Here is a 20,505-nt window from a genome sequence, read left to right as displayed (position 1 = left end):
TCCCGAGTCCGGTTCCCTGCGAAGTATGTCCGTCAGGTGATGGGCCGCAGGGCCCTGCGCGACCAGCATCTCGGGTATGACCGATGTGATCGCCGGGGTCGAGATCCCCGATTCCCCCGTCGCCCGGGCCGCCACCGAGCTGGTCCGGGAGGCCGCCGACGACCTGCTGTTCCACCACTCCCGCCGCGTGTACCTGTGGGGCACGCTCAAGGGCCGGTACCGGGGTCTGGAGGCCGACCCCGACCTCTTGTACGTCGGCGCGATGTTCCACGACCTCGGGCTGACCGAGAAGTACCGCACGACCGGTCGCCGGTTCGAGATCGACGGCGCCGAGACCGCGCGCGCGTTCCTGCTCGACCACGGCTACTCCGAGGCCGACGCCCGCCAGGTCTGGTACGCCATCGCACTCCACACCACCCCCGGCGTACCCGAGCACCTCGCGCCGGAGATCGGCCTGGTCACCCTCGGGGTGGAGACCGACGTGCTCGGGTTCGACCTGGACCAGATCACGCCGGAGCAGATCGGTGAGGTCACCGCCGCCCACCCGCGCCCGGACTTCAAGAGCCGCATCCTCAACGCGTTCTACCACGGCATGAAGGACCGGCCGGACACCACCTTCGGCACCATGAACGACGACGTCATCGCCCACTTCGATCCGGCGTTCCGGCGTGCGGACTTCGCCCGGATCATCCTGGGCTCCGCGTGGCCGGAGTGAGACACCGAGCGTAACGACGGGTCGCGGAGTTGCGACGTTCCGTACCTCTGGCGCCCATCGGCTTGGGGGTGCGCGGTGGGAGAGGGGATCCGGGCGAGGATCCAGCTGCACGGGCGGTTCGCCGTACGCGTGGACGGCCGGATGGTGGAGCGTGGCCTGCCGGGCCGGCGGGGGAGGCTGCTCGTCGCCTACCTCGCCGCGCACCGCCTGTCCGCGGTGGACCGGGATGCGCTGCTCGTGGTGCTGTGGCACCCGGCCGACCCGGGACGCGACGCGGGGGCAGGCCTCACCGGTCGCCTACGGCCTGCTGATGCGCGCCCTCGCCGAGCGCGGCGACCACGCCGCGGCCGTGGTGGTGTACGACCAGCTCAGGCGGGTGCTGCGCGACGACCTCGGCGTCTCGCCGAGCCCGGCGAGCCAGCACCTGCTCGGCCGGCTGCTCCGCCGGGGACCGCACGACAAGGTTTCGCCAACCTTCCTGTCAGTTCCGGGCAAGGACGACGAGGAGCCTGCGGGGATCGATGGCAGGAGGAGCCATGAACCAGGTGAACTGTGAATGCGGGTTCTCGGTGCGGGACGAGGACGAGGAACAGCTCGTCGAGGTGGTGCTGCAGCACGTGGCGTCCACGCACCCCGAGCTCGTCGAGAACGTGACACCCGCGGTGGTGCGCGGCTGGATCGAGGTCGTGCCCAGCTGAGGAGCGGTATCACGCCCGGACGCCTGCGCTCTTCCATCCAGGTCGGGGCGAGGGAGGAGCGCCCATGAACGGTCGCATCGACGTCGAGGTGACCAGGACGAGCGAGGTGCGGCGAGGACCGGTGGTGACCGCTTCCCTGTTGGGCGGATGCCGGATCAGGGTGGGCGGGCACGTGGTCGACACCACGTCGAGCCGCCAGACCCGGGGGTTGCTCGCCTACCTCCTCGTCCACCGCCGCGCCCGTATCCCGCGTGACGTGCTGATGGACGTGTTCTGGCCGCATGCCGCGCCCGCCGCGGCACGCAACTGCCTGCACGTCGCGCTCACGCGGGTCCGCGCGGCACTGCGCGCGGCCGACGGGGAGGCGCTCCTGGAGCGCAACTTCGACACCTACGGGATCAGCAGGGACGCCGACGTCCGGCTCGACGTCGACCAGTTCGAGGCCGCGAGCGCGCTCGCGCGGCGGGCGAGCACCGCAGGGGACGCGCTGCGCGCCGAACAGGCGTACGGCGCGACCTGCCAGCTCTACGCGGGCGCCTTCCTCGCCGATGACCCCTACCTGGAGTGGACGCTGTCGTTGCGGGAGCGGCTGGCGCGTGAAGCCATCGAGGCGCAGCGCGGGCTGATGCACATCTACCTCCGGCGAGGAGACCACGGCGCCGCCGCCGTGCTGGCCAGGTCCGTGCTCGCCGTGGACCCCGCGGACGAGGAGGTGAACCGGGGCCTCATGGCCTGTCTGGCCTCGTCGGGTCAACGCCACCTCGCACTGGAGCAGTACCAGCGGATGGCACGCACCCTGTGGCGGACCTACCGGATCGGCCCGTCGGCCGAGAGCACGGCGCTCTACGAAGCGATCAGGAACCCGGGGCCGTACCGTTCCCGGCCATGACTGGCGCACACGAGCTCGACGTCACCATCGAGCCGGCCGGACTGCTGTTCACCTGCCCGGTCGACGGATGCGGCAGGCGGATGGCGATCGACCGTGAGGGTCGGTACACGCTGATCGACCGCGGCGACCCCACGGCGAGCCATCGCGGCGGGGTCGGCGGGGTCGAGATGGATCCGCCGCAGGTCCGGACGGCCTGACGCCGCCCGGACCCTGGGGCCTCGTCAGCCGATCTTCAGCAGGTCGGGTGCCTCGATCACGGCGGCCACGTTGCTGGTCACCGTGAAGTTGCGGTGCAGGAGCACCACGACCAGCTTGTACACCCCGGAGTTCGGCGGCTGCGGGCTGTTCGGCAGCGTCCCGGCCGGGACCCTGATCGTCGCGGCGTACGCCTGTCCGCCGTTCAGCGGAACGACCACGGTCGCGCCGACCTGGCCCTCGAACGCCGCGCCGCCGATGCCCTCGACGTACGCAGTCAGCTCCCACTGGCCGCCGAGCAGCAATGCGGTGAGCGCGCCGACCTTCCACGACACGTCGATGGTGAAGTCGAGCGCTGCCTCGAGAACGCTCGCGGGCGCGCCGTTGTTGTCGTTGACGATCATGGTCGCCGGCCCGCCGGTGAGCAGTACGTTCGGGAACTGGATGTCAGCCATCGGACTTCCTCTGATGCTCGGAGACCCGGACGGTGGAAGCACCGTCCGGGACCGAGACGGTGACGGCCGCCGCTTACACCGCGCCTACGCCTGGGCGCGGCTCAGGTAAGGGGGCTGCTCCGGCGGCGCCCTGTCCCGGCTCCCGGAGATCATTCGGCCAAATACGGCCGCGCGCTGCGCATCGAAACGTGGCGGGGACCATCGCGGGTCGGTGCCGGCGTGAGAAGTTCGTGCGCCCCGACCGCCGCGACGAGATGCACACCCGCGCCCGGCTCCGGATCGACCACACCACGCTGACGCCGGACCGGGACGGCGACCGCCTCGACCCCGAACCCATCCTCGACGTGCTGCTACCCCGCCGGATCAAGACCGAGCCGGAACGCCCGAGGCGCGTTCCGCGGAACGCAGCAGACCCTCAGCCGGCGGAGCGGGCGCCGGGGTCATCCTGGCGGTTGTCGGGTCGGTGTGGGTGGCAGATCGTGGCGAGGAGCAGCAGCAGTGCGGTCTGGCCGAGCACGCCGGGGGCAAGCGGAGGTGCTGGTCCGACGGTCTTGGTGATGGCGTACCAGCCGCGTTCGAACAGCGAGAACGACTGCCAGGCGTCGGCGTACCGCTGGTCGTGCGGGCCGGAACCGACGTTGACCAGGAGGTGTTCGAGCACGCCGTAGGCGGAGGCGCCGAGGACGAGCAGCGCGAGTACGCGAGCGGCGGTCGTGCCCCGTCCGCCGGGGAGGGCCGACAGGGCGGCGGCGGACGCGAGCGCCAGCAGCGCGGCCCAGGGGATGAGCTGCTCCCATTCGTTCCAGTGCCGTGCCGCCGCCAGCTCGAACGCGGTGGCGAGGATGCCGATCACGGTCAGCGCGACCAGGCCGCGCCGGACGAGCACGACGGTGGGCGTGCCGCGGGTCCGTAGCGAGTGGGTCATCGCGCCGACGCAGAAACGATCTTGCTAGTGGTCATGCGGCACAGATTCGGGGATGGTTCCTGTGAACAGGCTGAAGACGGGCCGTGCCGGGCCTCGTTGTCCGGCCCGGTCCCGCCATCAGAACTTGTCCGCGGCTCACTGCCCGATCTTGACGCCGGGCTCGCCGGACTCGTACTGGATGGGGTGATGTGCCACGGTGCCGGGCCGCGACGGGGTGCCGCGGGTGCCGACCGGAAGCACCACCCGCTTGAACGTGCCCTCCAGCATCATCGCGCTCGCCACGTAGAAGGCGAGGACGGCGGAGATGAGCAGCAGGTACGCGGCGATCACCTCGATGCTCGGCAGGCCGGCGAGCAGCGCGATGGCCAGCAGCGTCGCGCCGATGGCGAGCGTGCCCAGCACCAGGGTGAGCGCGGTGTTCTCGGCGCTCGCCGCGACCGTGCCCACCCATGTGATCGCGGCGAGGACGACGAACCAGAACCCGAACGCGCTCGCCGCGACGGGGTTGGCCGACGTTCCGGGCAGCACGGTCAGCGCGATCAGCAGGTGGTAGAGGCCGTAACCGATCCAGAACGCCCCCCACGTGCCGTGCATCGCCGTGGCGAGCCCGTCGCGCGCCCGGTATGCCCACATCCCGGAGAGGAACTGGGCGATCCCGCCGAAGGCCAGTGCGAACGGGAACAGGACCAGCGGCGTGAGGCTGTCGTTCCCGTACCAACCGGCCATGTTGGCGGCGACCATGAAGGTCGACGCCGCGAAGCCGTACAGGCCGAGGATCGACGGTGCCGCGACCGGGGTGAGTGAGATCGTGCTGTGCTCGCGCCAGAACTCGAGGTCGGGCATCTCACCGGGCAGGGTGTGTCCGTTCCCCTTCAGTGTCGTGTTCATTGAGCTGCCCTCCAGCTCGTATGTGGGACACCTCGGCCTACCCGCGCACCCCCACCGAAGCGTGCTGTTGCGCAATCGTTACGTGGCCGCACACGTTCGGTACTCGGCCGGCTCGTCCCGGATATGCAGGCGCTCGTCGTGGCGACGTTCGTCTTGCCGTCCACGGGGCACAGCTGAATCGTCAGTGCGAGATCGAGGGCGGAATCGCGGATGGTAGGGCGCGTCGTGCAGGTTTGGCTCGAGGCGGGCCTGTGGGGTCTGGTGGCGGGGGGAGCGCTCGTCCTGGGCGCGGGCGTGGCGTGGTGGGCAGTGCGGCGGGGATGAAGCGGGCGGGCCGTGGTGCCGCCTACGTCTTCGGCGTGTGGTGCGCGATCGCGCTGGCCAGCGCGGTGCGTCGGGTAGGCCGCGCTCGACGGGGTGTCCCTGCGGTCATCGCGGTGATCACCGCCGTCGCGGCCGGTGCGATCCTGGCCATGCTCGCCGACACGATGATCCCCGAGGCGTTCGAGGAGGCCGAGGTGCTCACCGGGCTCATCACCGCGCTGGGGTTCCTCACCGCGTTCGTCGTGCACCTCGCGGGCGAGTAGGTGGCGCTCGGGTCACCCGGCGCTGCTCGCCGCAGGAGTACGGTTCTCGCCGTGGCGGATCACGGTGAGGAGCTGATCGTCAGCAGCCGCCGGGCCGGCGATGCGGCCGTCGTGGTCGTCGACGGTGAGCTGGACATGCTCAGCGCCCCGCAGCTGCAACCGGAGGTCGAGCGGTCGCTGGCCGAGGGCATCCGCCGGCTCGTGCTCGACCTGACGGAGGTGCGGTTCCTGGGCTCGTCGGGGCTGAAGGTCCTGCTCGACGTCCGCGATCTCGCCGCGGCGCGCGGGCTTCGGCTGCACGTCGCGGTGGGCGACAACCGGCACGTCATCCGCCCGCTGCAGATCGTCGAGCTGGACACGGTGCTGCCGTTGTGCGGCAGCGTCGACGAGGCGCTTCAGGAACGGGGCGGGCCCGCCGACGCGGGATGAGGAGCGCTGGACAGCCCCGGCGCCCGCGGTTCCTCGGCGCGGGGTGTCGTCCGGACCAGGTGCGTCGTGCGGCGTGCCGCCGCTCAGCCGGTGAACTCGCCGTCGCGGGCGCCGTCCAGGAACGCCGCGATCTCGGCGTCGTCGAACGTCAGCCCGTTGTCGTGGTCCTGCGGCACGGTGCTGCGCAGGACGTTGACGCCCTCGGCCCGCCGGGTGATGGCGATGCACCCGTCCTCGCCGGCTCCGCCGCCCAGGGCGGCGAGCCACGCGTCGAACTGGTCGGCGCTGAACACCAGCCGGTGGTCGTCCGTGGAGTTCCACGCCTGCTTGCTGTCGCGGACGGCGACCCAACCGCCTCCGCGCGCGACCTCGACGCACGCCTGCGGGTTCTGCCCGCTGCGCGTGGACTTGCGGAACTGGCTCCGCTCGAAGATCGGCATGCCGTTGTACATGACGTTGTCCATGGTTCTTCCTCTCCTTCAACTGCTCCCCCCGCTGTCCGGGATCGCCCCTTCCGTCAGGGCTTCCTCCCGACCGCGGCGTAGAAACAAGGCCGTGCGGGGTCGTGGGGATCGACGGGCTCGAAGTTCCGCCAGTCGGTCGCGTACGACACGCCCGGTTCGACGAGCTCCAGGCCGTCGAACAGCTGGGTGAACTCGTCGCGCGTCCGCAGGTATGCGGGGTTGGACGTGCTGCCGTACTCCCGTTCCAGGTCCTGCAGCTGTTCAGCGGCCACCGGAGTGGCGTCGTCGACCGTGATGTGCGAGAGCGCGACGTAGCTCCCCGGCGCCAGCCGGTCGATGTACGAGCGCATGAGCTGGTGCGGTCCATCGCTCGGGCTGACGAAGTGGAACACCGCCACGATCAGCAGGCCGACGGGCTGGTCGAAATCGATGAGCCGCGTCGTGCCGGGGTGGTCGAGGATGAGGTCGGGCTGCCGCAGATCGGCCGCGACCGACGTGGCCACCGTCGAGCCCTCGAGCATCTCCTGCGACGTCACCACGGCCTCGGCGTCGTTGTCCACGTAGACGACGCGCGTTTCCGGGGCCGTCCGGTGGGCGACCTCGTGCACGTTGCCCACGGTGGGCACCCCTGATCCGATGTCGATGAACTGCCGGATGCCGTTCTCGACGGCGAACTGCACGGCGCGCCGCAGGAAACCACGGTTGTTCCGGGCCAGATCGGGCACGAAGGGGCAGATCTGGGTGGCCAGCTCGCCGAACGTCCGGTCGATGGGGTAGTTGTGCGTGCCGCCGAGGTACCAGTCGTAGAGCCGCGCGGCACTCGGCTTCGTGGTGTCGATCTCTCGTGCGAAGAACTCCGTCATGGCCTTTCAGTCCCCCCGATTCACTGTGCCGCGGCCCCGGCGTGCATCCCCACGACTACACGCTCTCCTTGTAGTTGCGGTCCCGGATGTAACGGATGAAGCGGCGCGAGTCCTCCGCGGGGAGCGCTGCCGACACGAGGATCCGCCACGCCGACTCGTAGGCGTCCAATGCCTTCTTGTCGTCGATGTAGCGGATTTCCTGCTCACCCTGGATGTAGGCCAGCTCCAGGGGGCCCGCCACGCCCGGCGAGGGCACGCGCACCAGGATGAACGGCCGCGTCGCGACCTGGGTGCCGCTCGCCCGCTCCTTGAACGGCAGGACCTGGACGAGCACGTTGGCGCGCTTGGACAGCTTGATCATGTGGTCCAGCTGCTCGCGCATCACCGCCGGGCCGCCGTACTCGCGCCACAGGCACGACTCGGAGATCACCACGTGGTACTGCAGCGGGTGATCACCGACCAGCACCTCCTGCCGCTGCAGCCGCGCCTGCACCCAGTCCTCCCGGGAGACCTCGCCGTCGCCCTCCGACCCGTGTGCGAAGAGGGCCCGGATGTAGGCCTCGGACTGCAGCAGGTCGGGAGCGATCTCGCTCTCCAGGCACCGCAGCAGCTCGGCGGAGCGCTCCAGGTCGACCATCAGCCGGAAGTCGTCGTGGTAGGCCCGGTTGTAGCCGGTGGACCAGAAGCCCCGCTTGTTGCTGTCCTGGTGCAACCCGACGAGGGTGTCGACGTGGCCGTCCTCGAGCTTCAGCTCGCGGGCCAGCGTGAGCAGGTCGCCGTAGCTGATCGCCGCCCGGCCGTTGACCACGTCCGTGATCTTCTGCGGGCGGAACTTGATCAGGCCGGCCGCCTCGGACTGGGTCAGCCCGGACCGGTCGATCGCGTGCTTGATCTCCTTGCCGAGCAGGAGTCTCTTCGCCGTCCTGACGGCTGTAGCACCCACCGAACAGACTCCCTCCACGATCACTCGGCCGCATCAGCTACAGAGCGTAGTCGATTGCCTCCGGATGGCTGGATTCCCTTCCGTGGAGCCGGGCGTCGCGGATAGAGTACCCGTAAACCCGGATTCCGGGTTCCGGTGCCCCGGGGTCCAGGCCCCGGGTCTCGGGCTGCGGGAACTCGTGAGCACAGGTCAGGAGGTTGGTGCTGGTGTCGGGGGTTCGCTACCGCGTGGACACCGAGGTGGTGGCGGGTGGCGAGGGGGAGCGGGAGCGATCCGACGCCCCGCCCCGCCGCGACTTCCGACGGGCGCACTGGTCGGTCGGGCGGCTCTTCTGGTGGCGGCACCCCGGTTACATCGGCGTGCGGCGTCGTGACTTCTACGCCTGGCGGAGGGCCTGACGGGGATCAGGGCACCGAGCGCAGCCGCAGACTGTGCGTGACGACGAGCAGCGTGGACAGCGCCATCGCGGCGCCCGTGAGCAGCGGGTCGAGCACCCCGGCGACGGCGAGCGGCACGGCGGCCAGGTTGTAGCCCAGCGCCCAGGCGAGGTTCGCGCGCACCGTCCGGATGGTCCGTGCGGCCAGCCGGATCGCCGTGGGCAGCACGGCGAGGTCGTCGCGCACGAGGACGAGGTCGGCCGCCCGCACCGCGATGTCGGTGCCGGAGCCGAGCGCGATGCCGAGGTCGGCGGTGGCGAGCGCGGCGGCGTCGTTGATCCCGTCGCCGACCATGACGACCGTGCGTCCCTGCGCCCGCAGGTCGCGCACGACCTCCACCTTCCGCCCGGGTAGCGCACCGGCGTGCACCTCGTCGATGCCGACGGCGGCGGCGACGTGGTGGGCGGCGGCCGGTGCGTCGCCGGTGAGCAGGACCGGCCGGAGCCCCATCGCCCGAAGCTGTGCCACCGCGGCCGCCGCGCTCGGTCGGACCGTGTCTGCCACGGCGAGCGCGCCGGCCACCGCGCGAGCACGGCCGGCACGAAGACCGCGGAGACGCGGTCGACGAGGCGCTGTGCCTCCGACTTGCCGGCCTGCGCGTCCTCGACGCCGGCGACCGCGGCCGACCAGCCGGCGCGGCGCAGCGCCAGCCCTCGGCGTCGAGCGCGCCGGGCGCGTGGGGGCGCGACGAACGCGGAGAACAGGAGCGAGCCGACCGCCACCGCGCCGCCCAGCTCGGCAACGGCCCGCACGGCAGGCACCAGCACGCGTTGCGCGAGACCCGGATCGGGCAGCCCCAGCCATGCGTGCCACCCGCCCTCGGCGGCGGCCAGCACCGCGGCCGCCCCGACCGCGAGCGGTGCGGCGGCGGCGAGCAGGGCGCCGGTGGTGCCGTGCGCGCCTCTTCCCCTCACTGGAACCTCCCGGCCAGAGGTCGTCGCGGAGGGCATGCCGGTTCCCGGTACCGCCGAACAGCGGCGCGCCGACACGGCCGTCGGGCCCAATGCCGGGTGCTCCGAACCCAGCCGGGACAGCGGCGTCCTACGGTGCCGGGTTGCAGGGGATCCCGATCGGATTCCCCGGAGAGGATCGAGCGAGAGGATCGAGATGGCCCACCGTCGTTCCGCGCGCCTGGTCCTCGCTGCTGTTGCGGCGGGTCTGGCCACGTTCACGGCCTGTGGCGCGCCCGCCGAGGAGCAGCCGGCGGACCCGGCTGCGGCGCACGAGCACCACCACGATCAGGAGGCGCCGCAGCCCGGCCAGGCGCAGGCCCCGGAGCAGCAGCACCACCACGGGGGCGACGGGCTCCAGCTGTGGGCGACCCAGACCGCGTCGCTCGGGATCGTCACGCTCGACGGCGCGGGCCGGATCGTGTACCGATCCGACGCCGACGGCAACAACCCGCCCGTGTCGAACTGCACCGGTGAGTGCGCCCAGCACTGGGTGCCGGTCACCGTGCCCGAGGGGCAGGCGCCCGAGCTGCTCGGGATCAAGCAGGACCGCGTCGGCACGCTGCGCCGCGAGGACGGCGCACTGCAGGTCACGCTGGCCGGCTGGCCGCTCTACACGCTGGCGGGCGACCAGGGTACCCACGACGGGACCGGCGCCAACGGCGCCGACGGCGTGTGGTTCGCCGTCACCCCGACCGGGGAGAAGGCCGCGCCCTGAGCGCCTGCCACGCGGCGTCCGCGAGCAGGAACGCCATGAGCGAGACCCCGAGCACCGGCAGGAACGCACCGAGGCCGATCGCGACCAGCCCGACGGCCAGCACCGCCCCGGTGCCCGGCCGCTGGGAGCCGCCCGGAGGACCCGCGGTGCCGGTGCGGGTGGGCCTGCGCAGCCACCACATCCGGTAGCCCCAGATCACCATGCAGGCGCAGCACGAGCGGCCGCATCCCGGACCACCAACACGGGGCGCCGGGGGAGCGCGGCGCCCGCGCGGACCGGGGCGGGTGGGCATCGAGGACCTCGGACACGTCTTCTCCAGGGGTGGGCCGGTGTCAGAGCATCGCCAGGAGCATTCCGGCCATGCCCAGGCTCATCAGGACGTGGCAGCCCGCGTCCAGGCGGGCTCCGGAGGGGCGGACGGCCACGCTCGCCCAGGCCAGCGCCGCCCCGCCGAGCAGCACCACGAAGGCGACGGTGACCAGCCGCATCCACAGCGGGGCCCCGTCGCCGTCGCCGGGCCGGCCATCGCGGCCGTGTCGCCCCCGGCCGCGTGGCCGTCGCGGTGGTGCACGGCGGAGCCGGCGGCAGCACCGCCCATGCCCATGAGCGCGGGCATCGCCGCGACCATCCACACCATCGCCACCTGGACGACGGCGTGGTACGCGGCACCCACGCGGCGGTGGCCGTACGGGCGCAGGACGTGCACCAGGAACCAGGCGCTCAGCAGCCCGAACACCACGAGCTGCACCACACCGCCCGGCGTGTCCGGCCCGCCCGTGCGGCCCCACGTCATCCCCAGCATCGCGACGCTCATCAGCAGGTGCGACAGCTCGGCCACGCGGTCCCCGCCCGTCGCCGCGCCGGACGCGAGCGCGGACAGGCGCACCAGCGAGTACAGCCCGGTGCCGGCGAACACCGCCGTCAGCACCACGAGCAGCGCGGGCGACGAGAACACCCGGACCTCCCCCGATCGACACAGAGATCGACACAGGGGTGGTCGTCACCCGACCCGACGGGGTTCCCGCCGATCCGGACCGTGGTGTGGCGGTGGCGCCTGCGTGGACGGCACGGGCAGGGTGGGGCGATGGGTCTCGATGTTCGGGCCAAGCGCGTGTACGAGCCGGCCGAGCGCGCCGACGGCTACCGGGTGCTGATCGACCACGTGTGGCCGCGCGGGGTGTCCCGCGAGCGGGCGGATCTGGACGAGTGGGCACGCGACCTGGCTCCCAGCGACGAGCTGCGCCGCTGGTTCGACCACGTCCCCGAGCGGTTCGCCGACTTCCGTTCGCGGTACCGCGACGAGCTGGCGTCGCACGTGCAGGAGCTCGACGGGCTGCGCGACCGCGCGCGGAAGGGCCGCGTGACGATCGTCTACGCCGCACGGGACGAGGAGCACAACAACGCCGTGGTGCTCGCCGAGCTCCTCCGCGAGGGGTAGGGCCACGGTGCTCCTGCACCCTTCGACGGCATCGGGGACCTTCGGTCCTTCGCATCTCGTTCCGGTGGTCCCCCGAACCGAGACTTCGATCCATGACGATCTCGGACCGGAAGACGCGGCAGGTCCCGGTGGCGCATCCGCCGCTGCGGCGCGCGCGTGGTGGGGGAGTGCGCGCAGCGGTGCGCTCCCGCCCGCTGCTGAGCTTCTTCGTGCTCGCCACCGTGATGAGCTGGGTGGCCTGGGTGCCCTACATCCTGTCGCGGAAGGGGCTCGGGATCTGGGACCACCGGTTCCCCGACGTCCTGGGCACGGGCCAGCTCCTCGGGGTGCTGCCGGGGGCGTACCTCGGCCCGATCGCCTCGGCGCTGGTCGTCACCGCCGTGGCCGACGGGCGGCCCGGGCTGCGGCGCTGGGTCGGGCGGATGTGGCGCTGGCGGGTCCGCTGGCACTGGTACGCGGTCGCCCTGCTCGGCGTCCCCGCAGCCATGCTGGCCACGGGGTTCGTGTTCTCCGGCGGGCAGGTGCACGCGCCGTCGACGACGGCGATCGCGGCGTACGTGCCGGCGCTGCTCATGCAGATGGTCACGACAGGTCTCGCCGAGGAACCCGGGTGGCGCGACTTCGCGCTGCCCCGCATGCAGCGCCGCTTCGGCCCGCTGGCCGGGACGATGATCCTGGGACCGCTCTGGGCGGTCTGGCACATGCCGCTGTTCCTCACCGACTGGGGTGGCCGGCCGGACGCGGACTGGACCCGTCCCGTGGCCTTCGCCGTGTTCTGCGTCGCGTTCAACGTCGTGATGACGTGGGTGTTCAACGGCACCGGGGAGAGCCTCCCGCTGGCCACGCTGGCGCACGTCAGCGTGAACAACTTCGCCTCGGTCCTGTGGTCGGAGATGTTCCCGACGATCGATGCGGGCCGGGCGATGCAGGCCATGGCGGCCGGAGCGGTCGTCGCCTGCGTGCTGGTGCTGGCGGGAACCCGCGGCCGGCTCGGCTATCCGGCACCTGGCCCCCGACGTCCCGCGATGACGCCACCGCACACACCGCGTCAGGACGGCACACACCGCGGGCCCTGTGCGTCGTCCACGGACGGTGTGTGCGGTCTTGGGGGGTGGCCTCACGTGCCCGGGACCGTCACCACGCGGTTCTGGTAGGCCCACACCACAGCCTGCAGGCGGGACCGCACGCCGAGCTTGGGCAGCATCCGCGCCAGGTGCGACTTCACCGTCGACACCTCGACGACGAGGGTGCGGGCGATGTCGTCGTTGGACATGCCCTGGGCGAGCAGCAGGAGGATCTCGTGCTCCCGGGGGGTGAGCAGGTCCTCGGCGCGCCGGCCGGTCACCGGCTGCAGGCGCCTGCGCTGGACGAACTCGCGCAGGATGCGCCGCGTGAGCGTCTGGTCGATCGTGCCCTGACCGGCGGCGACCTGGCGGACCGCGTGCACGATGGCGTCCGGCTCCGCGTCCTTGAGCAGGAACCCCGAGGCCCCGGCCTCCAGTGCGCCGAAGACGTAGTCGTCGAGGTCGAAGGTGGTCAGGACGAGGACCGGGACCTGCGGGTCGGCGTCCGGGGCGCACAGCTCGCGGGCCACCTCGATGCCGCTGTGGCCGGGCATCCGGACGTCCAGGCAGGCGACGTCGGGCACGAGGTCGCGGGCCAGCGCCAGCGCCTCCGTCCCGTCGCGGGCGACGCCCACCACCTCGATGTCGGGCTCGGCGCCCAGCAACGCCGACAGGCCCGTGCGGACCAGGTGCTGGTCGTCGGCGATGAGCACGCGGATCATGCAGGGGCCTCCGGGAGCGGCGCGGGCGCGCGCATCGTACTGATCACGTCCTCGACCGGGAGTGTCAGACGCACCTCCCAGCCGCCGTCCTGGGTGGCGCCGTAGGTGAGGTCGCCCCCGACCAGCTGCGCCCGCTCGGCCATGCCGATCAGCCCGAAACCGCCGCCGGGGCCCGGGTCCGCCCCGGCGGGGGCGCCGTTGCGGACGCTGATCGTGACCCGGCCGTCGTGCGGGTCGCCGACCTCGACCGTGCACCGCGCCCCCGGGGCGTGCGCCGCGGCGTTGGCCAGCGCCTCCTGCACCATCCGGTAGGCGACGAGCTGGGCGAGCGGGCCCACGCCCGGCGTCGCGGCGGGGAGGACGAGGTCGATCTCGGTTCCCGCGGCCCGGCGGGTCGCGACGAGCGCCGAGAGTGCGTCGAGCGTCTCCACCGGCCGTCCGGCGTCGGAGCCATCGCGCAGGAGGCCGACCAGCCGCCGCAGGTCGTCGAGGACGGCGCTGCTCTGCGCGCGGATCTCGCGGGCGGAACGCTTCGCCGTGGCCGGGTCCGAGTCGATCTGCCGACCCAGCGCCGCGGCCATCAGCGCGATACCGGACATGTGGTGCGCGGCGATGTCGTGCAGCTCCCGCGACATCGCCACCCGCTGCTGCGACACCGCGGCCTGCAGCAGGGCGTCCTGCTCGCGCCGCAGCGCCGCCACCTCCTGGTGGCGGGCCTCGCGCGCGTCCCGCTGCGCGGCGACCACCAGCCCGACCAGCAGCGGCAGCCCGACGACCACGACCGCCTGCCCCAGCCCGCCGACGGCCGCCGTGGCGGGGTCGGACGCGCCGCTCCGGACGTCGTTGAGGCACTGCGCGGTGGCCAGCAGCAGCGCGGTGGCCGCCAGCGCGACCCACGGCCTGCGCGGCCCGTGGGCGACGACGGCGAGGAACACCCCGGCCAGCTCGGCGACGGCGGTCAGGGTGAACGCCGGGCCCGGCACCGCCCAGGACAGCACGAGGGGGAGCGCGGCCAGCCCCGGCAGGACCGTGGTGCGGAACCTGCCGACCCACGCCACGGCCACGGCCTGCAGCACCAGCACCGCGGCCACCGTCCACCACCCGCTGCCGAAGGGGTGGGGCGGCGGGCCGACCTCGGGGTCGCGTGCCGCGGCGGCCGGCAGGGCGAGCAGCAGTCCGATCGACACGAGCCCGCACACCGTGGCGACCACGGGGTGCAGCGGGGCAGGCCGGCGCGGTGCCTGCGCGGGTCGGGACACGGTCGCCTCCGCGGTGCTGCTCTCGGCGGTGCTGCTCATCGGTCGTGGCCGGGCGGCTCGGTCGCGTCGCGGGGCGCCCGTACGCATCATCCGGCACGCCCTGCATCCAAAGTCGGCAACGGTCGGCTGCACGCCTCGGAACGATGTGCGGGCGGGGCGCCACCGCCAGCCTGGACCGCATCGGACAGCCACCGGGGACCGTCCCCACGACGAGAGGTACCTTCCATGACCGGCGAACCCGCTACCCCCGCCCCCGCTGAGCGCCGCGGCCTTCCGCGCCCGCTCCTCTGGGTCCTGCTCGCCATCGCCGTCGCGGCCAACGGCATCACGTCGGTCTCGGCGCTGCCGGCGGTGGTCGGCGCGGCGTTCGGCGTCCTCGCCCTCGTACTCGCCGCTCTGCTGGTTCGCGACCACTACCGGCGGCGCGCTCGGAATGGCGGCCGCCGCACCGGGACATGATCGCGCAGGGACTTTCGTGAGCAAGGCTCGCGGCTGCACACCGGGATGTGTGATCATGTACCCTCTGGGAGGCCTACTGACACAGAGAGTGAGTGCGTCAACGACATGAGCAACGAGTTCTCTCGCTCAGACACCGGGCCGGCGGTCGACGAGTCCGTTCCCCACTCGGCGCGGATCTGGAACTACTGGCAGGGCGGCAAGGACTACTACCCTGTCGACCAAGAGGCCGGTGACCAGTACATCGCGATCTTCCCGGGGATCGTCGACATCGCCCGGAGCATGCGCTACTTCCTGGTCCGCAGCGTCCGCTACCTGGCGGGCGAGGCCGGGGTTTCTCAATTCCTGGACATCGGCACCGGCCTGCCGACCTCCGACAACACGCACCAGGTCGCCCAGCAGGCGAACCCGGCCGCCCGCATCGTCTACGTCGACAACGACCCCACCGTGCTGGCGCACGCCCGCGCCCTGCTCACCAGCACCCCCGAGGGGGCCACGGCCTACATCGACACCAACCTGACGGACACCGATGTGGTCCTGTCCGAGGCCGGGAAGACGCTGGACCTGGACAAGCCCATCGCCGTCACGATCAACGGCGTCCTCGGCCACATCAACGACTACGACGCGGCGCTGTCGATCGTGCGTGGCGTGATGAGCAAGCTGCCATCGGGCAGCTACCTGGCATTCTCCGATTCCACGACGGAGGACGAGGCGTTCAACCGGGCGCAGCAGGGCTACGACGACACCGGTGCGGTCCCGTACAAGCTGTGGACCCCGGAGGAAATCGCCGGCTTCTTCGACGGCCTGGAGCTGGTGGAGCCCGGCCTGGTGCCCATTCCGATGTGGCGCCCCGAGCCCGGCGACGTCGTCAAGGACCTGCCAACTCTCGCGGGCGTGGGTCGCAAGCCCTAGCGCATCCGCAGGAAAGACCAGCCACTCACTCGAGTCGGGGCTCGGGCGTTCGTCGACAACGCGAGCGCCTCGCCCCGGCGATTTGCGCGCCCGGTTTCCGGCGCGCCACAGAATTCCCGATATGCGCGCGCCGCTGGAACGGCGCGCTTTTCGTCGTTGTGCCGCGACTCATGCGCACCCGGGTGTTGTGATCACCGGCCCCGCACCGGTCGAGCGCGGCGGAAGCGCCGCCGAGCCCACGGAACGTCCTGGCCCGTGAGCACCTGCGGCGCAGCGGCGTCGAATCCTCAGAGCGCGTCGCGAACAGATGTGATCAGTTCGGTGGACCGCTGGGGCGTCAGTGCGCCGGCGGCCAGCCGGTTGATGATCTGGAGGTAGTTCTTCACGTCGACGTCTTTGTTCAGGTAGAGGGCGCTGTTGAGCTGCTCGAGGTAGACGATGTCGGGGAGGTCGGGCTCGGCGAAGCGCAGCAGCGTGAACGGGCCGCCGACCGCCGCGACATCACTGCGCTCGAAGGGCACGACCTGCACCGTGACGTGCGGCCGCTTGCCGATCTCGAGGATGTGGTCGAGCTGTTCGCGCATGACGTCCCGACCGCCCAGGTTCCGCCGCAGCACCGCTTCGTCGATCACCGCCCAGTAGTCGGGCGGCTTCTCGATGCTGAGCAGCTGCTGGCGGTGCATCCGGAGCTCGACGCGCTTGCTCACCTCGTCGGGCCGGACGGCCTCGCCCAGGTCGACCACGGCGTTGGCGTAGGCCTCGGTCTGCAGCAGGCCCGGTACGTACTGGGCCTCGTAGGTACGGATGATCGTGGCGGCCTGCTCGAGCCCCACGTAGGTCGAGAACCAGTCCGGCATGGTGTCGCTGTAGCGGTGCCACCAGCCCGGCTCGTTGGCCTGCTCGGCGAGGCTCAGCACGATGTCCCGGGCCGATCCCTCGGCGAGCCCGTACAAGGTGAGGAGGTCGGCGACGTCCCGCGGCTTGAACCCGACCCGGCCCGACTCGATGCGGCTCATCTTCGCTTCGGAGCCGCGGATCGCGTAGGCGGCCGCCTCGCGGGTGATGCCGCTCGCTTCACGAAGCCGGCGAAGCTGTGCACCGACCAGGATGCGCAAGACCGTGGGACCACCCCGAGCCTCGGCGAACGCACCCTCGAGCGGGTCGTCCTCCTGGCCATCGGCCATAATCACCCCCGAGAAGACCGCGGATCTCGCGCATCAGGCCACACGGTACCGCGGGCATTGCGCCAGCGGACGAACCGCTACACCCTACGACGAGATGCCGGTGTAGAGCGAATCACGGTTCCGCGAACGCCGGATGGCGTCCATCTCCTCGCGATGGTGCCGGCGCGGCCCCCGTTCCGATTCGAGGCGACTGCTATCCGCTCAGTGGTGGTGGAGTTCGACGAGCGCGATCCGTTTCACGGAAGACCGGCGCGATCGCTGCGGGTCAGATCGTCGAACTCGCCGTGCTTGGCGCCGAGCAGGAACGCCCGGAACTCCTCGGCGGTGTGGACCAGCACTTCCCCGTCCGGGTGCCGTGAGTTGCGCATGGCGACGTGCCCTCCGACCATCGGCGCGAGCTCGACGCACGAGCCGTTGGGGTTGCTGTGCCCGCTCTTGCGCCACTGGAGCGACGCGGTAGCCGCTGACGACCTCGTTGACTCGACCGTCGGCCCGACGAAGTCCTGCATGCTGTGGTCAACCTCCGGGGTGCGCTGTCCGATCTCCACGACCGTACCTCGGCCGCAATTGCATATGAAACTGCATCGAGGCTTGCATCTGCAACCTGCAGGCCCAGGATGGACGGAGAGATCGCTGAGAGACGGGCGCTGCACGACGTTCCGACGCACGACGCTGCTGGCTGCGGCGGCCGTGGTACTGGCCTCCGGCTGCGCGTCACTCCCCGCCGCCGCTCCGGAGGCTGCGGGCGCGGCACCCACGGCCGCGGTGCCGGCCGGTCTGGTCCCGGTGGCGGTGACGGTTCCGGACGGGATGGGCGCCGCCCCGCTGGACTCGCCCCGGCAGGTGCTCGTGCCTCCCGGGTGGACGATGTCGGTGTTCGCACGCATCCCGTCGGCCCGGCTCGCCGCGTGGGCACCGGACGGCACGTTGCTCGTCTCGGTGCCGGAGGACGGCTCGGTCGTCCGGCTGGTGCCGGACGGGCGGGGCGGCGCCACGCAGTCCGTGTTGCTGGAGGGGCTGAACCAGCCGCACGGCCTCACGTTCGCCGGATCGACCCTGTACGTCGCGCAGAGCGACCGCGTGGACACCTACGCCTACCGGGCCGGGGCGGCGACGGACCCGCGCCCGGTCGTCACGGGGCTGCCCGACGCGCGCAGTCCCGACCTCGGTGGCCGGTACGCGCACGCGTTGAAGAGCGTGGCCGTGGGTCCGGACGGTGCCGTCTACGTGTCCGTCGGGTCGACGGGCAACATCTCGGTGGCCGACCTGACGGCGAGCCCGCCCCGTGCGTCGATCCTGCGCGTGCCGCCGGGCGGCGGTCCGGCCGAGCCGTTCGCGGTCGGGGTCCGCAACGGCACCGGCCTGGCCGTGGCCCCCGACGGGTCGGTGTGGACGGCCGTCAACAACCGGGACAACATCCAGTACCCGTTCGACAACCCCTACGGCGCCGCCTCGGGGTCGTCGCGGGGGCAGGTGATCGGGGAGTACGTGCGTGACCACCCGGTCGAGTCGGTGGCCAGGCTCACGCCAGGCCGGAACCTGGGATGGCCCTACTGCAACCCGGACGCCGACGTGGAGCTCGGGGTCGCGGGCTCCGCGCAGAAGCGGTCCGACGTGCCGTTCTCGCCCGACGTCGAGACCAACCGCTACGGGCAGGAGCTGGACTGCGCGACGTTGCCCCCGGTGGAGCAGGCGCTCGGTGCTCACTCCGCCCCGCTGGGGCTGTCGTTCGTCGACGGTGGGCTGCCGGACGGGTATGCCCGCGGAGCGCTGGTGGGCGTCCACGGGTCGTGGAACGCGTCGCCGCCGCGGGCCCCTGAGGTGTCGTTCTTCCCGTGGCAGGACGGCGGGCTGGGCCCGCAGCAGACCCTGGTGGGCGGGTTCCAGGACGCGGACGGCTCCCGGTGGGGCCGTCCGGTGGCCGCGGTGGCGGGGCCCGACGGCGCCGTCTACATCACCGACGACGCGGCCGGGGCGGTGTACCGCCTGGCACCCCCGGCGCGGTAGCGGGCGGGTCAGGGAACATCCGGGTCATGGTGTCGGCGTCGCCCCCGGGAACGCGGTCGATGCCGACCATCCTGTCGATGACCATGTTCTGGAACCGGTGCAGCGGCTCCTCGAAGCGGAAGCACAACCGCCCGCCCCGGTAGGCGGGGTTCTCGATGCCCTCCTGGACCCGCTCCACGATCTCGAGGTCCTGGCGGTTCACGAGGTCCCAGAACCGCTCGAGCTGGTCGAGCTCGTCCTCGGCGCCCGGGTCGTCCAGGGACTCGGGGTGGGTGAGCAGCACCGCCGTCTCGACCGTGCGGTTCGCGGCGACGGGCCGGTTCAGCAGCACGAAGGCGTGGTTGGGCAGCACCGACAGCGCGGTGCTGGGGAACAGCCACACGAACCGGCCGCTGTCGGCGTCGTGGCCGCCGAGCGAGCTCAGCGGCCGCAGGCCGTCCCAGCCCCCCGCCTCGCCGTTGCGGGACACCGGAGTGGTGCACATGCCCGTGTACATGCCGGGGCCCTGCCAGCGGTAGTGGTCGGAGAACTTCGAGACCCGGCTGAGCTCCGGGTGCACCCACGGCAGGTGGTAGTACTCCATGAAGTTCTCGCCGACGAGCTTGTAATTGGCGGCGACGTCGTAGGTGCGCCGGCGCCCCGGCCGCCACTGCTCGAGCCGGTAGTTGGCGAAGCGCTGCGGGAGGTCGCCCAGCTGCGCGGCCAGCGGGGCGGGGTCGGCGGCGAGGTTGACGAACAGGAGGAAACCCCAGGTGTCGACGGCCACCGGGAGCAGGCCGTAGTCCGCGCGGTCGAAGCCCTTGGCCACCGAGGTGTCGAAGACGGCCTCCTGGCCGGCGGGGATGTCGGAGCCCTCGAACAGGGGCGTCCCGAGGCAGGCGCCGTCGGTGTCGTAGGTCCAGCTGTGGTACGGGCAGCGGATGCGCCCGTGGCGGCCCACTTCGCGGGCGTCCGGGTCGAGCAGCCTGGTGGCGCGGTGGCGGCACACGTTGTGGAAGCCGCGCAGCGCGCCGCGCCGGTTGCGGGTGATGATGATCGAGCGGCCCGCGACGTCGACGACGACGCAGGCACCGGGGCGGTCGACGTCGGCGGCGAACCCGACCGCGACCCAGCCGGTGGCGAACACCTTCTCCCGCTCGAGGGCGAAGAACTCCGGTGAGCTGTAGGCGTCGGGGATCAGCGTGGACGACAGCTCGACCGGCAGGCGGGTGCCGCCGTCGGTGGCCTCGTCGGTGAACCGGGCGGCGTCCAGGGGACGGGCGGGCAGCGCGGCGTGCGGGTCGGTGGTCGCCGGTGCGGTGGTCATC

General features: G+C 72.1%; 27 protein-coding genes and 2 pseudogenes. 14 read left to right on the top strand and 15 right to left on the bottom strand.

What is annotated here, in order from left to right:
- Positions 1 to 76 precede the first annotated feature (76 nt).
- The 5 genes from ABEA81_RS07000 to ABEA81_RS06980 all read left to right on the top strand — a co-directional run bounded on the left by ABEA81_RS07000 (position 77) and on the right by ABEA81_RS06980 (position 2,499).
- Positions 77 to 715 (top strand): HD domain-containing protein, encoded by a 639-nt coding sequence (locus ABEA81_RS07000; RefSeq protein ID WP_345603991.1) that lies wholly within the window; start codon positions 77 to 79, stop codon positions 713 to 715.
- Positions 716 to 941: 226 nt separating this feature from the next.
- The gene (locus tag ABEA81_RS06995) at positions 942 to 1,271 is read left to right on the top strand and encodes an AfsR/SARP family transcriptional regulator (protein WP_425570469.1); all 330 of its coding nucleotides are present in this window, start codon (positions 942 to 944) and stop codon (positions 1,269 to 1,271) included.
- The gene (locus ABEA81_RS06990; protein WP_345603989.1) at positions 1,252 to 1,413 is read left to right on the top strand and encodes a DUF1059 domain-containing protein; all 162 of its coding nucleotides are present in this window, start codon (positions 1,252 to 1,254) and stop codon (positions 1,411 to 1,413) included. The genes ABEA81_RS06995 and ABEA81_RS06990 overlap by 20 nt, the downstream gene beginning before the upstream one ends.
- 64 nt (positions 1,414 to 1,477) lie before the next feature.
- Positions 1,478 to 2,302 carry an AfsR/SARP family transcriptional regulator gene (locus ABEA81_RS06985; protein ID WP_345603988.1) on the top strand — a complete coding sequence of 275 codons (825 nt, stop codon included), beginning with the start codon at positions 1,478 to 1,480 and terminating at the stop codon, positions 2,300 to 2,302.
- Complete coding sequence (locus ABEA81_RS06980) at positions 2,299 to 2,499, top strand: hypothetical protein (protein WP_345603987.1); 201 nt, start codon at positions 2,299 to 2,301, stop codon at positions 2,497 to 2,499. Before ABEA81_RS06985 ends, ABEA81_RS06980 begins: the two co-directional genes overlap by 4 nt.
- Before the next feature lie 24 nt (positions 2,500 to 2,523).
- On the opposite strand, the gene ABEA81_RS06975 is transcribed toward ABEA81_RS06980, so the two are convergent.
- From ABEA81_RS06975 to ABEA81_RS06965, 3 genes are all read right to left on the bottom strand, one after another.
- Entirely contained in the window at positions 2,524 to 2,952 is a 429-nt protein-coding gene (locus tag ABEA81_RS06975) for a hypothetical protein (protein ID WP_345603986.1), read from the bottom strand.
- Positions 2,953 to 3,367: 415 nt separating this feature from the next.
- Positions 3,368 to 3,877, bottom strand: coding sequence for a hypothetical protein (locus ABEA81_RS06970; RefSeq protein WP_345603985.1), 510 nt, complete (start codon positions 3,875 to 3,877; stop codon positions 3,368 to 3,370).
- A 135-nt stretch (positions 3,878 to 4,012) separates the two neighbouring features.
- Positions 4,013 to 4,765: an acetate uptake transporter gene (locus ABEA81_RS06965; RefSeq protein ID WP_345603984.1), complete on the bottom strand. Its 753-nt coding sequence runs from the start codon at positions 4,763 to 4,765 to the stop codon at positions 4,013 to 4,015.
- 302 nt (positions 4,766 to 5,067) lie between these two features.
- Between ABEA81_RS06965 and ABEA81_RS06960 the strand changes: the two genes are divergently transcribed.
- Positions 5,068 to 5,352 carry a ZIP family metal transporter gene (locus tag ABEA81_RS06960; RefSeq protein ID WP_425570468.1) on the top strand — a complete coding sequence of 95 codons (285 nt, stop codon included), beginning with the start codon at positions 5,068 to 5,070 and terminating at the stop codon, positions 5,350 to 5,352.
- A 51-nt stretch (positions 5,353 to 5,403) separates the two neighbouring features.
- Positions 5,404 to 5,781, top strand: coding sequence for an STAS domain-containing protein (locus ABEA81_RS06955; protein WP_345603982.1), 378 nt, complete (start codon positions 5,404 to 5,406; stop codon positions 5,779 to 5,781).
- Between the two features lie 83 nt (positions 5,782 to 5,864).
- Here ABEA81_RS06955 and ABEA81_RS06950 read toward each other — a convergent pair whose 3' ends face one another.
- Genes ABEA81_RS06950 through ABEA81_RS06940 form a run of 3 tightly spaced genes read right to left on the bottom strand, consistent with a single transcriptional unit; the run spans position 5,865 to position 8,051 of the window.
- Positions 5,865 to 6,245: a DUF397 domain-containing protein gene (locus ABEA81_RS06950; protein ID WP_345603981.1), complete on the bottom strand. Its 381-nt coding sequence runs from the start codon at positions 6,243 to 6,245 to the stop codon at positions 5,865 to 5,867.
- Between the two features lie 53 nt (positions 6,246 to 6,298).
- A complete protein-coding gene (locus tag ABEA81_RS06945) occupies positions 6,299 to 7,108 on the bottom strand; it encodes an SAM-dependent methyltransferase (RefSeq protein WP_345603980.1) in 810 nt (269 codons plus the stop codon).
- Positions 7,109 to 7,163: 55 nt separating this feature from the next.
- Entirely contained in the window at positions 7,164 to 8,051 is an 888-nt protein-coding gene (locus tag ABEA81_RS06940) for a helix-turn-helix domain-containing protein (protein ID WP_345603979.1), read from the bottom strand.
- A 206-nt stretch (positions 8,052 to 8,257) separates the two neighbouring features.
- Here ABEA81_RS06940 and ABEA81_RS06935 point away from each other — a divergent pair, with 206 nt between their 5' ends.
- Positions 8,258 to 8,449, top strand: a complete 192-nt coding sequence (locus ABEA81_RS06935) for a hypothetical protein (RefSeq protein ID WP_345603978.1) — start codon at positions 8,258 to 8,260, stop codon at positions 8,447 to 8,449.
- 6 nt (positions 8,450 to 8,455) lie between these two features.
- Here the strand turns inward: ABEA81_RS06935 and ABEA81_RS06930 are convergent.
- Positions 8,456 to 9,025, bottom strand: a pseudogene (locus ABEA81_RS06930) (HAD-IC family P-type ATPase); the annotation flags it as partial.
- 570 nt (positions 9,026 to 9,595) lie between these two features.
- Between ABEA81_RS06930 and ABEA81_RS06925 the strand changes: the two are divergent.
- Positions 9,596 to 10,156, top strand: coding sequence for a COG4315 family predicted lipoprotein (locus tag ABEA81_RS06925; protein WP_345603977.1), 561 nt, complete (start codon positions 9,596 to 9,598; stop codon positions 10,154 to 10,156).
- Here the strand turns inward: ABEA81_RS06925 and ABEA81_RS06920 are convergent.
- From ABEA81_RS06920 to ABEA81_RS42565, 3 genes and pseudogenes are all read right to left on the bottom strand, one after another.
- Positions 10,125 to 10,358: a hypothetical protein gene (locus tag ABEA81_RS06920; RefSeq protein ID WP_345603976.1), complete on the bottom strand. Its 234-nt coding sequence runs from the start codon at positions 10,356 to 10,358 to the stop codon at positions 10,125 to 10,127. The genes ABEA81_RS06925 and ABEA81_RS06920 overlap by 32 nt on opposite strands.
- 130 nt (positions 10,359 to 10,488) lie before the next feature.
- Entirely contained in the window at positions 10,489 to 10,644 is a 156-nt protein-coding gene (locus tag ABEA81_RS42570; protein WP_425570467.1) for a hypothetical protein, read from the bottom strand.
- A 110-nt stretch (positions 10,645 to 10,754) separates the two neighbouring features.
- Positions 10,755 to 10,994, bottom strand: a pseudogene (locus ABEA81_RS42565) (DUF5134 domain-containing protein); the annotation flags it as partial.
- 246 nt (positions 10,995 to 11,240) lie between these two features.
- Between ABEA81_RS42565 and ABEA81_RS06910 the strand changes: the two are divergent.
- Together ABEA81_RS06910 and ABEA81_RS06905 are read left to right on the top strand one after the other, a co-directional pair.
- A complete protein-coding gene (locus tag ABEA81_RS06910; protein WP_345603973.1) occupies positions 11,241 to 11,594 on the top strand; it encodes a DUF488 domain-containing protein in 354 nt (117 codons plus the stop codon).
- A 92-nt stretch (positions 11,595 to 11,686) separates the two neighbouring features.
- Positions 11,687 to 12,748 carry a CPBP family intramembrane glutamic endopeptidase gene (locus ABEA81_RS06905; RefSeq protein WP_345603972.1) on the top strand — a complete coding sequence of 354 codons (1,062 nt, stop codon included), beginning with the start codon at positions 11,687 to 11,689 and terminating at the stop codon, positions 12,746 to 12,748.
- Here ABEA81_RS06905 and ABEA81_RS06900 read toward each other — a convergent pair.
- Positions 12,712 to 13,380 carry a response regulator transcription factor gene (locus ABEA81_RS06900; protein WP_345603971.1) on the bottom strand — a complete coding sequence of 223 codons (669 nt, stop codon included), beginning with the start codon at positions 13,378 to 13,380 and terminating at the stop codon, positions 12,712 to 12,714. The two genes, ABEA81_RS06905 and ABEA81_RS06900, sit on opposite strands and share 37 nt — an antisense overlap.
- Positions 13,377 to 14,678: a sensor histidine kinase gene (locus ABEA81_RS06895; protein WP_345603970.1), complete on the bottom strand. Its 1,302-nt coding sequence runs from the start codon at positions 14,676 to 14,678 to the stop codon at positions 13,377 to 13,379. The genes ABEA81_RS06900 and ABEA81_RS06895 overlap by 4 nt, the downstream gene beginning before the upstream one ends.
- A 186-nt stretch (positions 14,679 to 14,864) precedes the next feature.
- Between ABEA81_RS06895 and ABEA81_RS06890 the strand changes: the two genes are divergently transcribed.
- Both ABEA81_RS06890 and ABEA81_RS06885 read left to right on the top strand, forming a co-directional pair.
- Positions 14,865 to 15,098: a hypothetical protein gene (locus ABEA81_RS06890; RefSeq protein ID WP_345603969.1), complete on the top strand. Its 234-nt coding sequence runs from the start codon at positions 14,865 to 14,867 to the stop codon at positions 15,096 to 15,098.
- Positions 15,099 to 15,203: 105 nt separating this feature from the next.
- A complete protein-coding gene (locus ABEA81_RS06885; protein ID WP_345603968.1) occupies positions 15,204 to 16,007 on the top strand; it encodes an SAM-dependent methyltransferase in 804 nt (267 codons plus the stop codon).
- A gap of 287 nt (positions 16,008 to 16,294) precedes the next feature.
- Here ABEA81_RS06885 and ABEA81_RS06880 read toward each other — a convergent pair whose 3' ends face one another.
- Together ABEA81_RS06880 and ABEA81_RS06875 are read right to left on the bottom strand one after the other, a co-directional pair.
- Positions 16,295 to 17,191, bottom strand: a complete 897-nt coding sequence (locus ABEA81_RS06880; protein ID WP_345603967.1) for a helix-turn-helix domain-containing protein — start codon at positions 17,189 to 17,191, stop codon at positions 16,295 to 16,297.
- Between the two features lie 236 nt (positions 17,192 to 17,427).
- Positions 17,428 to 17,739, bottom strand: a complete 312-nt coding sequence (locus ABEA81_RS06875) for a DUF397 domain-containing protein (protein ID WP_345603966.1) — start codon at positions 17,737 to 17,739, stop codon at positions 17,428 to 17,430.
- A gap of 217 nt (positions 17,740 to 17,956) precedes the next feature.
- Here ABEA81_RS06875 and ABEA81_RS06870 point away from each other — a divergent pair, with 217 nt between their 5' ends.
- Complete coding sequence (locus tag ABEA81_RS06870; protein ID WP_345603965.1) at positions 17,957 to 19,198, top strand: PQQ-dependent sugar dehydrogenase; 1,242 nt, start codon at positions 17,957 to 17,959, stop codon at positions 19,196 to 19,198.
- Here ABEA81_RS06870 and ABEA81_RS06865 read toward each other — a convergent pair.
- Positions 19,146 to 20,504, bottom strand: coding sequence for an aromatic ring-hydroxylating oxygenase subunit alpha (locus ABEA81_RS06865; protein WP_345603964.1), 1,359 nt, complete (start codon positions 20,502 to 20,504; stop codon positions 19,146 to 19,148). The genes ABEA81_RS06870 and ABEA81_RS06865 overlap by 53 nt on opposite strands.
- Position 20,505 lies beyond the last annotated feature (1 nt).

It is taken from the genome of Pseudonocardia adelaidensis, from assembly GCF_039543345.1.
Taxonomy (GTDB): Bacteria; Actinomycetota; Actinomycetes; order Mycobacteriales; family Pseudonocardiaceae; genus Pseudonocardia; species Pseudonocardia adelaidensis.
The sequence above is the reverse complement of the archived record's forward strand: the minus strand, read 5'-3'. Positions and strand labels throughout refer to the sequence as shown.

Coding starts and splice junctions, on each gene's coding strand:
- ABEA81_RS42570 (WP_425570467.1), bottom strand. CDS start 10,644: ATGCGGCTGGTCACCGTCGCCTTCGTGGTGCTGCTCGGCGGGGCGGCG.
- ABEA81_RS06895 (WP_345603970.1), bottom strand. CDS start 14,678: ATGAGCAGCACCGCCGAGAGCAGCACCGCGGAGGCGACCGTGTCCCGA.
- ABEA81_RS06950 (WP_345603981.1), bottom strand. CDS start 6,245: ATGGACAACGTCATGTACAACGGCATGCCGATCTTCGAGCGGAGCCAG.
- ABEA81_RS06890 (WP_345603969.1), top strand. CDS start 14,865: ATGACCGGCGAACCCGCTACCCCCGCCCCCGCTGAGCGCCGCGGCCTT.
- ABEA81_RS07000 (WP_345603991.1), top strand. CDS start 77: ATGACCGATGTGATCGCCGGGGTCGAGATCCCCGATTCCCCCGTCGCC.
- ABEA81_RS06985 (WP_345603988.1), top strand. CDS start 1,478: ATGAACGGTCGCATCGACGTCGAGGTGACCAGGACGAGCGAGGTGCGG.
- ABEA81_RS06990 (WP_345603989.1), top strand. CDS start 1,252: ATGAACCAGGTGAACTGTGAATGCGGGTTCTCGGTGCGGGACGAGGAC.
- ABEA81_RS06910 (WP_345603973.1), top strand. CDS start 11,241: ATGGGTCTCGATGTTCGGGCCAAGCGCGTGTACGAGCCGGCCGAGCGC.
- ABEA81_RS06865 (WP_345603964.1), bottom strand. CDS start 20,504: ATGACCACCGCACCGGCGACCACCGACCCGCACGCCGCGCTGCCCGCC.
- ABEA81_RS06965 (WP_345603984.1), bottom strand. CDS start 4,765: ATGAACACGACACTGAAGGGGAACGGACACACCCTGCCCGGTGAGATG.
- ABEA81_RS06970 (WP_345603985.1), bottom strand. CDS start 3,877: ATGACCCACTCGCTACGGACCCGCGGCACGCCCACCGTCGTGCTCGTC.
- ABEA81_RS06925 (WP_345603977.1), top strand. CDS start 9,596: ATGGCCCACCGTCGTTCCGCGCGCCTGGTCCTCGCTGCTGTTGCGGCG.
- ABEA81_RS06980 (WP_345603987.1), top strand. CDS start 2,299: ATGACTGGCGCACACGAGCTCGACGTCACCATCGAGCCGGCCGGACTG.
- ABEA81_RS06905 (WP_345603972.1), top strand. CDS start 11,687: ATGACGATCTCGGACCGGAAGACGCGGCAGGTCCCGGTGGCGCATCCG.
- ABEA81_RS06975 (WP_345603986.1), bottom strand. CDS start 2,952: ATGGCTGACATCCAGTTCCCGAACGTACTGCTCACCGGCGGGCCGGCG.
- ABEA81_RS06945 (WP_345603980.1), bottom strand. CDS start 7,108: ATGACGGAGTTCTTCGCACGAGAGATCGACACCACGAAGCCGAGTGCC.
- ABEA81_RS06920 (WP_345603976.1), bottom strand. CDS start 10,358: ATGGTGATCTGGGGCTACCGGATGTGGTGGCTGCGCAGGCCCACCCGC.
- ABEA81_RS06900 (WP_345603971.1), bottom strand. CDS start 13,380: ATGATCCGCGTGCTCATCGCCGACGACCAGCACCTGGTCCGCACGGGC.
- ABEA81_RS06995 (WP_425570469.1), top strand. CDS start 942: ATGCGCTGCTCGTGGTGCTGTGGCACCCGGCCGACCCGGGACGCGACG.
- ABEA81_RS06880 (WP_345603967.1), bottom strand. CDS start 17,191: ATGGCCGATGGCCAGGAGGACGACCCGCTCGAGGGTGCGTTCGCCGAG.
- ABEA81_RS06885 (WP_345603968.1), top strand. CDS start 15,204: ATGAGCAACGAGTTCTCTCGCTCAGACACCGGGCCGGCGGTCGACGAG.